Source organism: Ruegeria sp. K5 (genome assembly GCF_056531805.1).
In genome coordinates, this window is the sequence record NZ_JBQFML010000007.1 from 92,945 (window position 1) to 104,648 (window position 11,704).

The following is an 11,704-nucleotide window of genomic DNA, read 5'->3' on the forward strand; positions in this document are numbered from 1 at the left end:
CGAGGGCAAAATGGCATCATTGAACGCGCGCAACCGCGATCCGCTACTGGACAGCACGACTCAGGCCGCGATCGAGCGGCGCAGCAAGGAATTGATCGGGATCGCCCTAATCCTGCTGGGCTTTGCCGCCGCGGCGATGATCTGGTCCTACACGCCGGACGATCCGAACTGGATGGTCTCGACCGACGCGCCGGTGCAGAACTGGATGGGGCGGATTGGGGCTTCGATTGCCGCGCCGTTGTTCATGATCGTTGGCTGGGGCAGTTGGGGTATTGCGCTGGTGCTGATCGGTTGGGGTGTGCGATTTGCCGGTCATTTCGGTGAAGATCGTGCCGTTGCCCGTTTGATCTTTGCCCCGATCTGGATCGCAATTGTCTCGGTCTACGCCGCGACTCTGGTGCCCGGTGCCGAATGGCGCGCGACCCACAGCTATGGGCTGGGCGGGCTGTTTGGCGACACCGTAATGGGGGCGTTGCTGACCCTTCTGCCGATTTCCTCGCATTTCCTGGTCAAGCTGATGTCGCTGGCCATGGCCGTCGGGATGATCGCGCTGGGTGTCTTTGTGCTGGGCTTCACCAAGGTTGACGTGCGCCGTGGCACACGCGCCTTCCTGCTGGGTCTGGTCATGGCTTATGACCTGCTGATGAACCTGCTGGGCCGTGGGGCCTCGGTCACTGCGCAGGCTGCGCGGGATCGTCGGGCGCAGTGGAAAGAACACCGCGCCGCGCGGGTTGAGCCGGTTTTGAACGATGAGATTGCCTTTGGCGATCCCATCTTTGAAGACCTGGGAGAGGAAGCGCCGGAACCTGCCCCAAAAACCGGCCTGCTGGCCCGGATGCCCGCCCTGATCCGCCGTCCCGACCCAATGCCTGAGCCCGAATTGGTCGAACCCATGCCGGTCGAAGGCTTCGATGAAATGCCGGGCGAGGATCGCATCCGCTCGAAAATCTCGGCCGCTGTGCGCAACCGCAAGGTGGCAACCGGTGAGATGACGCCCGAGCCAGATCCGAACCTGCCGCTGACCAAAGGCCGTGGTCGCGGGCCGGACCCGTTGATCCTGAACGCAGGGCCAACAGGTGGCCTGCCGCCTGAACCGCCTATGACCGCGCCCGAGTTGCCACCGGAACCGATGCTGACGGCTGACCCCGCGCCCGAGTGGCAGGAGCCTTTGCATCAGGACTTTGCGCCTGAGCCGGGTTTCGACGACGATGCTGTGTTCGAGGACGCCCCCGAACCCGCGCCGCAAACGCGTCCGGCGATGAAAATCCCGGTGGCCGAGCCGCGCAAGCCTGTCGTGGCACAGCCGGTGCGCCGCGCGCCGCAACAATCCCGCCGCGCGCAGGCCGAGGCGCAGCCGGCCCTGTCTTTCGAAGAACGGCATTCCGATTTCGAATTGCCGCCACTGGGACTGTTGTCGAACCCGGCCAGCATTCAGCGCCATCACCTGAGCGATGAAGCGCTGGAGGAAAACGCGCGGATGCTGGAAAACGTGCTGGATGACTATGGCGTCAAGGGAGAGATCGTCAGCGTCCGCCCCGGCCCCGTTGTCACCATGTATGAACTGGAACCGGCCCCGGGCTTGAAAGCCAGCCGGGTGATCGGTTTGGCCGACGATATCGCACGCTCGATGTCGGCCCTGTCGGCGCGGGTTTCGACCTTGCCGGGGCGCTCGGTGATCGGTATCGAACTGCCCAATGAAAACCGCGAGATGGTGGTGCTGCGCGAAATCCTAGCCAGCCGTGATTTCGGCGATGGCAACCATGCGCTGCCTCTGGCGCTGGGTAAGGACATTGGCGGTGAGTCTGTGGTGGCGAACCTTGCGAAAATGCCTCACCTGCTGATCGCGGGGACCACGGGTTCGGGTAAGTCGGTGGCGATCAACACGATGATCCTGTCGCTGCTCTATAAGCTGACGCCGGATGAATGCCGCCTGATTATGATCGACCCCAAGATGTTGGAACTGTCGGTCTATGACGGCATCCCGCACCTGCTGTCGCCCGTTGTGACCGACCCGAAAAAGGCGGTTGTTGCCCTGAAATGGGTCGTGGGCGAGATGGAGGATCGTTACCGCAAGATGTCCAAAATGGGCGTCCGCAACATCGCGGGCTACAATGGCCGGGTAAAGGACTCGCTGGCCAAGGGCGAGATGTTCAGCCGCACGGTGCAGACCGGGTTCGATGATGATACCGGCGAGCCGATGTTCGAGACCGAAGAATTCGCCCCCGAAGCGATGCCCTATATCGTTGTCATCGTCGACGAAATGGCCGACCTGATGATGGTTGCGGGTAAAGAGATCGAAGCCTGCATCCAGCGCCTGGCGCAGATGGCGCGTGCCTCGGGCATTCACCTGATCATGGCCACACAGCGCCCGTCGGTCGATGTGATTACCGGCACGATCAAGGCGAACTTCCCCACCCGGATTTCGTTCCAGGTGACCTCGAAAGTCGACAGCCGCACCATTCTGGGCGAGATGGGTGCCGAGCAACTGCTGGGGCAGGGCGACATGCTGTATATGGCGGGTGGTGCCAAGATCACCCGCTGCCATGGGCCGTTTGTCTCGGACGAAGAGGTCGAGGAAATCGTTAACCACCTGAAACAATTCGGCCCGCCGGATTACATGAGTGGCGTGGTCGATGGTCCGGCCGAGGAAAAAGCCGACAATATCGACGCCGTTCTGGGCTTGAACACCGGTGGCAACACCAACGGCGAAGACGCTCTGTACGATCAGGCGGTGGCGATTGTGATCAAGGATCGCAAATGCTCGACCTCGTATATCCAGCGGAAACTTGCCATTGGCTACAACAAAGCCGCGCGGCTGGTTGAGCAGATGGAGGACGAAGGCGTTGTTTCGGCGGCAAATCACGTCGGCAAACGCGAAATCCTCGTCCCCGAGCAATAGGATATTTAATAACAAGGGCAGAGCGCATATCTGTGAAGCATGAAACAGATTGCTTTTGCCCTTGCTTTGACACTGGCCGCGCCTGCGGCCTGGGCTGCTGATAAGCTGCCGCTGTCGGAAATCTCAAATTACCTGAACCAGCTGAAAACGGTTCAGACCAGTTTCACTCAGGTCAACGATGATGGCTCGCTGAGTACCGGCAAGCTGTGGATGCAGCGACCCGGTAAAATGCGGTTCGAATATGACCCGCCGGACAGCGCCGTGGTGCTGGCACGGTCCGGCAGTGTCATGATCTTTGATCCCAAATCGAACCAACCGCCCGAACAATACCCGCTAAAGCGGACACCGCTGTCTCTGGTTCTGGCGCGGAATGTAAACCTTGGTCAGGCCAATATGGTGGTAGGGCACGAGTTCGACGGCACCGCAACCGTAGTGACGGCGCAAGACCCCAAGAACCCGGACTCGGGCCGGATTGAGCTGATGTTCACCGACAACCCGGTCGAACTGCGGAAATGGGTGATCCACGACAATGCAGGCACCCAGACCACGGTGCTGCTGGGCCCGTTGACCGAGGGTGGCAGACTGAATCAGGATCTGTTCTCGAACAGCAAAAGAAGTGGGTCAGCCGACCGCTGACCCCTTCACCTCAGTACCGGCAATTTGCCAGTTGCGACTGATACAGGTTCGCGCGCGCGTCCACATCGCTGGCCACGTTCAGCAACCATGATTTCTTGTTATGGCTGCCGCGGGCAAAGCCCGTGTGACCTTCGTGATAGGCCAGATACTGATTGCGCGTGTCTGCGGGGTGGATGCCATTCCGCTCGTAGCTTTTGTTCATGTACCAGCCAATGAAATCCGACGCGTCGCGAATGCGATCCCGCTTGGCGCGGCGTTTGCCGGTTTCACGCTGGTACTGCTCCCACGTGCCGTCCAGCGCCTGACCGTAGCCATAGGCGCTGCTTTGACGGCCCATCGGGATCACGCCCAGAACATAGCGGTGCGGCGTGCGCGCATCGTGGCGATAGCGGCTTTCCTGATAGATCGTGGCCATTTGTACGTGAACGGGAACGCCCCATTTACGCTCGGTGCTTTTGAAAGCCCGGATATAATCGGGCTTTTCGCGCGCAATGCTGCACGCGTCGTTCAGTCTGCTGGGCGGCTGTTTCGAGCCGCCCCCACAGGATGCCAAAAGCAGCACCCCTAGGAGTACGAAAAGAATTCTGCTCATGTGCCTCGTGCCTTTTTTCAGGCATTCTAGCGCAGATTGAGCGCTGAGGAAATCACAATCGCTACAGAATCAGCGCCAGAACAAGGGGTAACGCTGCGACCGACAGCAGGGTCGAGACCATGACCATCCCCGCAACGGCATCTGCGTCGGCCTGAAACCGCTCTGCCAGCAGGTAGGATGTGACCGCGACAGGGGTGCACATCTGCAATATCAGCACGCCAAAGGCGATGGCTTCCAGGTCAAAAGCGGACGCTATGGCCCACCCGAGGGCAAAGCACACCACCACTTTCAGGATCGACAGCCAGATGGCTTGTCCCAGACTGCGGGTGCTCAGGCGCGCGATGGCAACGCCCAAGGTCACCAGCATCATCGGAACTGCCATTTGTCCCAGCAAATCCAATGTGTTGGTCAGAAACAGCGGGGTTTCCCAATCCTGCCACAGGAACAGTGCCCCAAGCAATGTTGCCCAAACCATCGGTTGCCGGATGACCTGCCCAAACGCCCCTTTGCCTGCGACAAGATAAATGCCGTAGGTAAAGGAAAACAGCGCCGTCACCGACAGGAAAATCACGGCATATCCCAGCCCCGCCTGTCCGAAGGCAAAGATGCATAACGGCAGGCCCAGGTTGCCGGTATTGCCAAAGATCAAAGGCGACAGGTAAGTGCGCTGCTCCAGCCTCAGCACCCGAACGATTCCCCAAAACACGACCGCCAGACCAAGGTTGGCGACGATGGTGGCCACGGTGAATCGCGACAGGTCGCCACCCGGTATTTCGGTCTGCATCAGCGCCACGAAGATCAGGCTGGGCACCGCCAGCATCATGGCGAAACGGGTGACGAATTGCAGGCGGTATTCAAACCCCAGCTTGACCCAGGCAAATCCAATGCCCGCCAGAATAAACACCGGCGCGACAATTTCGAACACTGTCAGTAGAAGGTTCACAGACTGTTTCCCTGAATTTCAGATCAATGATTGGATTTTCCGCCCGGAAAGAGGTAGTAACTGCTTTGGGGGCTGAAACAATGCTAAAGACACATGCCAAGTACGGCTTGGGACAAGTAGTGCGACATAAAAAACATCCCTTCCGAGGGGTGATTTTTGACGTGGACGCGGAGTTTTCCAACACCGAGGAATGGTACGAAGCCATCCCTGAAGACAGTCGACCGATCAAGGATCAGCCGTTCTATCATCTGCTGGCCGAGAATGATCAGTCCTTCTATGTGGCTTATGTTTCAGAACAAAATCTGATAGCCGACCAATCGGGCGAGCCGGTAGAGCATCCCGATATTCCCAATATGTTCGGGCCGTTCGAGGACGGGTCCTACCCGCTGCACTTCCATCTGAACTGATCCACCGGGCCAACCCGGCCCGGACGCTGACGTCGCTAATATCCCAACGCACACCCGTCTTTGCGCGGATCGCTTGCGCCCTCTAACACGCCGTCGTTTCGGATTCGGATTGCCTGCGCGCCGCCAAGTGGGGTTTCTGAAATCTCAACAGTGTGGCCAATTTGCGACAATTGTTGCGCTACCTGTTCTGAGAACCCGCGTTCCAGTTTCAACACACCCCCGTCGGCAAAGGCGCGGGGGGCATCGATGCTGTCCTGTAGGCCCATGTCGAAATCCGTGAGGTTTGACAGGAAACGGGCATGACCGGTCGGCTGATAGGCCCCGCCCATGACCCCGAAGGGCATCATCACGCGGCCGTTTTCTTGCAGCATTCCGGGGATGATCGTGTGCATGGGGCGTTTGCCACCACCCAACTCATTTGGATGGCCGGGGTTCAGAGTGAAACCGGCCCCCCGGTTCTGCAGCAGAATGCCGTATTTCTGGGATGCGATGCCCGATCCGAAACTGTGGAAGATCGAATAGATCAGCGAAACTGCCATCCGGTCGCGATCGACCACCGTGATGTAAACGGTGTCCTTGTGAATTGCTTCGGTCAGCGGCGCTGCTGCCTGCATCGCGCGTTTGGGGTCGATCATGGCGGCCAGCGATGCGGCGATTTCGGGATCAAGGAACCGTTCCGCGCGGGCCATATGATCCGGGTCCGCGATGAAGCGGTTGCGGGCGTCATAGGCCAGTTTGGTGGCTTCGGCCTCGATATGAACGCGTTCCGCCCCGAATGGGTCCATGCTGGCCAGATCAAAATGCTTCAGGATGTTCAGCAGCAGGATGGCCGTCGCCCCCTGACCGTTGGGCGGATGTTCGACCAGATCGATGCCTTGATATGTTCCGCTCATCGGGTCGGTCACGGTGCATTTCGTAGCCGCGAAATCATCCGCGCCATGAACACCGCCTAGTTGGGTCAGCGCCGAAAGCATATCCTCGGCAATTTCACCGGTGTAGAAGGCGTCGCGCCCGTGCTTGGCAATCTGGCGCAGAACTTCGGCCTGACCCGGAGACCGGAAGACCTGACCGATCTCTGGGACGCCGCCGTTGATCAGATAGTGCTGCCTGGCGGCCCCTTGCAGAGTGCGCGCGCCGCGTTGCCAGTCAAAAGCGACCCGGGGCGCAACCGGTACGCCGAGTTCAGCATAGTGAATCGCCGGTTGCAGAATGGCGTCCAGTCCCAGACGACCTTCATTCTCTGAAAGATGACAGAACGCATCCACCGCGCCGGGGATGGTGACGGCGTCAGGGCTGGTCAGAGGTACCGCAGCCAGCCCTTTGGCGCGCAAAGCCTCGGCATCTGCCTGTGCCGGGGCGCGCCCGGAACCATTCAAAGCGCGAATCCTGTCTTCACCTGCCCGGTTGAACAGCACAAAGCAATCGCCGCCCAAACCCGTCATCTGTGGTTCGCAAATGCCCAACAGGATGGCCCCGGCAATTGCGGCATCCATCGCATTGCCGCCCCGACCCAGAATATCCAGCGCCGCCTTTGCGGCCAGAGGATGCGACGTTGCACATATCCCTTCGGTTGCCAGAACTTCAGACCGGCCCGGCAGATGCAGATCCCGCATGGTATTCCTCCTCCCCATCGACGGGTCGAACCTAAGACGCGGCCTGTGTTTGTCCAGTAATATTAGGGAGAGAAGTTCCTCGGCGCCGTTCACTGGGTGGGGGCTGTGACACTTGGCGCCGAGGGAAGCTATCTGAGCTACAAGTCACTGTATGACGGGGGTTTGCGGCGCGACAATGGTTCGAAAAAGGCCTTATTATGGCTATTGCTTGCCGGTCAGTCCTGCGGTTCAAAGTCAAACCGCAGCGACAGGCGATTGCATCCGTCCCGCCTTTCATACCAGATATCGCTGGTTAGCTGGTGGATCAGAAACCAACCAAACCCGCCTTCGGGCAGGTCCTGAACGCCTGTCTCGACCGAAGCAGGAATACCGTCGGGCAGTTTGTAGCCGGGCAGGGGATTGCCGGTATCGGAAATCAGGATGTCCAGCCGGTTGTGGTCCAGCCTGCACGTCACCTGCACCTTGGCCGGGGCGATGCCTGCATAGGCATGTTCGACCACGTTGTTGATCGCCTCAGCCAGCGCGATCTTCACATCATCCGCCATATGCGCCGGCAGCCCCTGCCGCGACAGGCCGGTGCTGAGTTGCGAAATTCCCGCGCTCGCTTCGGCCTCAGTGGCCGGGAAGGTCAGTTCAAGGCAGGTTTTGGTCCCTATCGGCTTCACGCAGTCCACTCCGCCCAGATCAGTCGATGGAACCGGCCAGGGCGTCATCCAGGGTGGCAAACAGATTGAACACCGTGTCCATGCGGGTCAGGCGAAACACCTTTTCGACCACCGGTTGCAGCCCGGCCAGATCCAGCCTGCGCCCGGCCCCAAGCTGCTTCATCGAGGCGACAATTGCGCCCAGCCCGCTGGAATCGATAAATTCGACCCCGCCAAGATCCAGCACCACCCGGTTGCATCCCGATTCGGTTGCGCGCCGCATGTCTTCCTTGAACTGAATGGCCATGGCGGCGTCGATCCGGTCGGTCTGGACCGTGATGATCTGAGTCTCACCGGATGTTGTAGTGGTCAGGCCCATGTTTGACCGCCCTCTTTCCTGGAATTGCTTCGTAGAAATACGCTAGACGGCAAATCTTACCATTCGGTATGCAGAAGCCGGAAAATGAACAAAGGAAGACCGTGATGAATGAGGTTGTGATCGCAGGGGCCGCCCGCACGCCGATGGGTGGATTTCAGGGCATGTTCGACGGGGTCGCAGCCGCGGATCTGGGCGGGGCCGCAATTCGCGCCGCATTGGAACAGGCAGGCACCGAAACCGTGGACGAGGTGCTGATGGGCTGCGTTCTTCCGGCAGGGCAAGGGCAAGCCCCGGCACGTCAGGCCGGTTTCGCCGCCGGTCTGGGCCAAGAGGTGCCGGCCACGACACTCAACAAGATGTGCGGATCGGGCATGAAAGCGGCCATGATGGCCTTTGACCAGATCGCACTGGGACATGCCGATCTGATGGTTGCGGGCGGAATGGAAAGCATGACGAACGCCCCCTACCTGTTGCCGAAAATGCGCGGCGGCGCGCGTATCGGGCACGGTCAGGTCGTCGATCACATGTTCCTCGACGGGCTTGAAGATGCGTATGACAAAGGCCGCCTGATGGGCACCTTCGCCGAAGACTGTGCCGAATCCTTCCAATTCACCCGCGAGGCGCAGGACGAATACGCGCTGCAATCCCTGTCCAATGCTCTGGCGGCGCAGGACAGCGGCGCGTTCGATGGCGAGATCGCCCCGGTTTCGGTACGCACCCGAAAAGGAGAGGTGATCCAATCGGCGGATGAGCAGCCAAAATCAGCCCGGCCCGAAAAGATCCCAACCCTGAAGCCGGCCTTCCGCAAGGATGGCACGGTGACCGCTGCCAATGCATCGTCGATCTCGGATGGCGCGGCGGCGCTGGTTCTGGCGTCTGCCTTGGCTGCTGAGGCACAGAATCTGTCCGTTCGTGCGCGTATCCTTGGCCACGCCAGCCACGCGCAGGCCCCGGGCCTGTTCACCACAGCCCCGGTCCCGGCTGCGCAAAAGCTGCTGGCCCGCATCGGCTGGAGCACCGAAGATGTCGACCTTTGGGAGGTGAACGAAGCCTTCGCCGTTGTCCCGATGGCCTTCATGCATGAAATGGGTCTGCCCCGGGACAAGGTGAACGTGAACGGCGGGGCCTGCGCGTTGGGCCACCCAATCGGCGCGTCTGGCGCTCGGATCATGGTTACACTGCTGAACGCATTGGAGAAGCGGGGCCTCAAACGCGGCGTCGCAGCGATCTGCATCGGCGGCGGCGAAGGAACGGCCATCGCCATAGAACGCATTTGACCCTTCTTCTTGTTTCAAATACGGCGGGGGTGAATTGAGCCAAAGGCTCAAGAGGGGGCAGCGCCCCCGCCCCTGATAGACAAAAGCGCAACCATGACCGCCGATTACGACACGCTTGCCAAAACCATCGCCGCGCTGACCGAAGGCGAGACCGATCAGGTTGCCTTGATGGCGACCATCGCCTGCGAAGTGCATCACGCCGATGATCGGTTTGACTGGACGGGTTTTTACCGTGTGACTGAGCCGGGGTTGTTGAAGATCGGCCCGTATCAGGGCGGACATGGCTGCCTGACCATCCCGTTCGATCGCGGTGTCTGCGGTGCTGCGGCGCGTACGGGAGAGGTTCAGCTGGTTCCCGACGTAGATGCGTTTCCCGGCCATATCGCCTGTGCCTCCTCTACCCGGTCCGAGCTTGTCTTGCCCGTGCGGGATGCCTCGGGCGAGGTGATTGCGGTGTTCGATATCGACAGTGATCAGCCTGATGCGTTCAACGATGCGGACGCGGATGCGCTGGGAACAATTCTGGCGCGGGTCTTTGGCTGATCGCCACATCCGGTACCGGCTGCCCCGACCCGTCTGACGCCTCTTCACCTCAGGTTCTTTAAACCTGAGCTTGTGCTGCCAAGTATCGGAAAGGTCTGAAAGACCCTTTCTCGTCGGCGGATTCGCGCGCCGTCAAATTGAGAATCTTCCCTATTTCTGCTATGAATCGACCTGTCGGATTTTTATTTTCACCGACATTTTTTATTTGTTTCAGGAGTATTTTGTTATGGCAGGTATGCATCACGGCCTTACGCGGCTTGATCAACTCACCAAGGTTTGTCTCAACGGCGCGGGCCCCTCCAGACCCTTTGTGCAGACCCTTGGGCGTCTCAAGCCACCAAACCCGGTTCATATCGTCAAGATCACCCATGCGGATGTGATCCATGCGCTGGACGACTTGTCTCAGTCCATGCGAGCCAAGGAAAACCATGATGGTCCGGCGGATGCGGGCATGACCTTTCTGGGTCAGTTCGTTGACCACGACATCACACTGGATGCGACATCGGCCCTGGGCACCCGGATCGATCCGGCCACCATCCCGAATGTCAGAACGCCCAGCCTGGACCTCGACTGCGTCTATGGTGCCGGGCCCGAGGCGTCACCGCATCTCTATGGAGCCGGGGATCAGGATCACATGCTGATGTTCGGGCGCAAGGAAAACCATCTGGATCTGGCCCGCACCTGCGCGGGCAAGGCCCTGATCGGTGATCCGCGCAACGACGAGAACATCATCGTCGCACAAGTGCAGGGCATCTTTATCGAGTTGCACAACATCCTGATGAGCAAGCTGAGCGAGGGCGGGTCCGAAGCCAAGGATATTCACGCCTGCGCCCATGAAGGGATCAGTGCCAAAATCTGGAAGGATCACGTATCCCCCGGATTAAGCAACTTTCAGGAAGTGCGGCGGTTCATTCGTCTGCACTACCAGTGGATCGTCTGGAACGAGTTGCTGCATGCCTTCGTCGAAGACAGCTGCCTGACAGCAGCGATGAAACGTCCGATCTTTGGCTGGGATGCGCCGGTCATGCCGGTTGAATTCACCGGTGCTTGTTATCGTTTCGGCCATGCAACGACGCAATTCGAATACAAGCTGAACGCGTCCGGCAGCCCCGTCAGCCTGTTTGCAACGCAAGGCTTCGGCCCAAGGGACAAGGCAGCCAATATCGATATGGACTTGTATTTCTCGATGAACGGCAAGACCGCGTCGCAAAAGGCCCGACCGGTTGGTCCCAAAATGGGCGCGCCGCTGCTGGAGCTGCCCTTCGTCACCGGCCAGATCGCGTTGGAGGATATCGGCGAGACGCTGACCGAGGCGCAATCCAAGAACCTGGCGCTGCGCAACATGATCCGCGACCGTTACACCTATCAACTTGCCAGTGGTCAGCACTTTGCCGCGCATCTGGGAACCGCCCCCGTTGCCGTGCCGCCAGAGCTTGCCGCCAAAGGGTTTCAGAAAACGCCCTTGTGGTTCTATGCCCTGCAAGAGGCTGAGCAGCATGGGCACGGCAAACTCACCGGTGTTGGCGGTCTGATCGTCGCCTCGGTCTTTGCCAATCTGCTGCAACGGGATCCGACGACCTTTGTGCATATTCCCCACTTCACGCCCTGGCCGGGATTTGGTGGCCAGCCGTCCTGTATGGCCGGCATTATTGCTTATGTCGAAGCCAACCGGGGGCATATCCGCGATCCGCACAGTCTGATGTGTGGCTGAAGAGGTGTGAAAACCTGTCGGGCATCCGGTGCCCGACAGGTCCAACGATACTGTTACCGG

At 59.7% G+C, this 11,704-nt stretch carries 11 protein-coding genes; 6 read left to right on the forward strand and 5 right to left on the reverse strand.

Annotation, left to right across the window (positions count from 1 at the left end):
* The first annotated feature begins 10 nt into the window (after positions 1-10).
* Positions 11-2,899, forward strand: coding sequence for a DNA translocase FtsK (locus tag ACR0MO_RS17185; protein WP_480892465.1), 2,889 nt, complete (start codon positions 11-13; stop codon positions 2,897-2,899).
* A gap of 39 nt (positions 2,900-2,938) precedes the next feature.
* Complete coding sequence (locus ACR0MO_RS17190) at positions 2,939-3,535, forward strand: outer membrane lipoprotein carrier protein LolA (protein ID WP_170455204.1); 597 nt, start codon at positions 2,939-2,941, stop codon at positions 3,533-3,535.
* Between the two features lie 10 nt (positions 3,536-3,545).
* On the opposite strand, the gene ACR0MO_RS17195 is transcribed toward ACR0MO_RS17190, so the two are convergent.
* Together ACR0MO_RS17195 and ACR0MO_RS17200 are read right to left on the reverse strand one after the other, a co-directional pair.
* Positions 3,546-4,127, reverse strand: coding sequence for a transglycosylase SLT domain-containing protein (locus tag ACR0MO_RS17195; RefSeq protein WP_170455203.1), 582 nt, complete (start codon positions 4,125-4,127; stop codon positions 3,546-3,548).
* A 61-nt stretch (positions 4,128-4,188) separates the two neighbouring features.
* Positions 4,189-5,070: an AEC family transporter gene (locus ACR0MO_RS17200; protein WP_480892468.1), complete on the reverse strand. Its 882-nt coding sequence runs from the start codon at positions 5,068-5,070 to the stop codon at positions 4,189-4,191.
* Positions 5,071-5,150: 80 nt separating this feature from the next.
* Here ACR0MO_RS17200 and hspQ point away from each other — a divergent pair, with 80 nt between their 5' ends.
* Complete coding sequence (gene hspQ, locus ACR0MO_RS17205; protein ID WP_170455199.1) at positions 5,151-5,477, forward strand: heat shock protein HspQ; 327 nt, start codon at positions 5,151-5,153, stop codon at positions 5,475-5,477.
* 35 nt (positions 5,478-5,512) lie between these two features.
* Here hspQ and ACR0MO_RS17210 read toward each other — a convergent pair whose 3' ends face one another.
* From ACR0MO_RS17210 to ACR0MO_RS17220, 3 genes are all read right to left on the reverse strand, one after another.
* Positions 5,513-7,090, reverse strand: coding sequence for a gamma-glutamyltransferase family protein (locus ACR0MO_RS17210; RefSeq protein ID WP_480892471.1), 1,578 nt, complete (start codon positions 7,088-7,090; stop codon positions 5,513-5,515).
* Positions 7,091-7,305: 215 nt separating this feature from the next.
* On the reverse strand, positions 7,306-7,755 hold the full coding sequence (locus ACR0MO_RS17215; RefSeq protein WP_480892474.1) for an ATP-binding protein: 450 nt from the start codon (positions 7,753-7,755) through the stop codon (positions 7,306-7,308).
* 19 nt (positions 7,756-7,774) lie between these two features.
* Positions 7,775-8,113 (reverse strand): STAS domain-containing protein, encoded by a 339-nt coding sequence (locus ACR0MO_RS17220; RefSeq protein ID WP_170624586.1) that lies wholly within the window; start codon positions 8,111-8,113, stop codon positions 7,775-7,777.
* A 104-nt stretch (positions 8,114-8,217) separates the two neighbouring features.
* Between ACR0MO_RS17220 and ACR0MO_RS17225 the strand changes: the two genes are divergently transcribed.
* The 3 genes from ACR0MO_RS17225 to ACR0MO_RS17235 all read left to right on the forward strand — a co-directional run bounded on the left by ACR0MO_RS17225 (position 8,218) and on the right by ACR0MO_RS17235 (position 11,644).
* Complete coding sequence (locus tag ACR0MO_RS17225; RefSeq protein ID WP_480627130.1) at positions 8,218-9,390, forward strand: acetyl-CoA C-acyltransferase; 1,173 nt, start codon at positions 8,218-8,220, stop codon at positions 9,388-9,390.
* A 93-nt stretch (positions 9,391-9,483) separates the two neighbouring features.
* A complete protein-coding gene (locus tag ACR0MO_RS17230; protein WP_170455191.1) occupies positions 9,484-9,933 on the forward strand; it encodes a GAF domain-containing protein in 450 nt (149 codons plus the stop codon).
* Positions 9,934-10,159: 226 nt separating this feature from the next.
* Positions 10,160-11,644, forward strand: coding sequence for a peroxidase family protein (locus ACR0MO_RS17235; RefSeq protein ID WP_480892476.1), 1,485 nt, complete (start codon positions 10,160-10,162; stop codon positions 11,642-11,644).
* The last annotated feature ends 60 nt before the right edge of the window (positions 11,645-11,704 follow it).

Coding starts and splice junctions, on each gene's coding strand:
- ACR0MO_RS17185 (WP_480892465.1), top strand. CDS start 11: ATGGCATCATTGAACGCGCGCAACCGCGATCCGCTACTGGACAGCACG.
- ACR0MO_RS17190 (WP_170455204.1), top strand. CDS start 2,939: ATGAAACAGATTGCTTTTGCCCTTGCTTTGACACTGGCCGCGCCTGCG.
- ACR0MO_RS17195 (WP_170455203.1), bottom strand. CDS start 4,127: ATGAGCAGAATTCTTTTCGTACTCCTAGGGGTGCTGCTTTTGGCATCC.
- hspQ (WP_170455199.1), top strand. CDS start 5,151: ATGCTAAAGACACATGCCAAGTACGGCTTGGGACAAGTAGTGCGACAT.
- ACR0MO_RS17210 (WP_480892471.1), bottom strand. CDS start 7,090: ATGCGGGATCTGCATCTGCCGGGCCGGTCTGAAGTTCTGGCAACCGAA.
- ACR0MO_RS17220 (WP_170624586.1), bottom strand. CDS start 8,113: ATGGGCCTGACCACTACAACATCCGGTGAGACTCAGATCATCACGGTC.
- ACR0MO_RS17225 (WP_480627130.1), top strand. CDS start 8,218: ATGAATGAGGTTGTGATCGCAGGGGCCGCCCGCACGCCGATGGGTGGA.
- ACR0MO_RS17230 (WP_170455191.1), top strand. CDS start 9,484: ATGACCGCCGATTACGACACGCTTGCCAAAACCATCGCCGCGCTGACC.
- ACR0MO_RS17235 (WP_480892476.1), top strand. CDS start 10,160: ATGGCAGGTATGCATCACGGCCTTACGCGGCTTGATCAACTCACCAAG.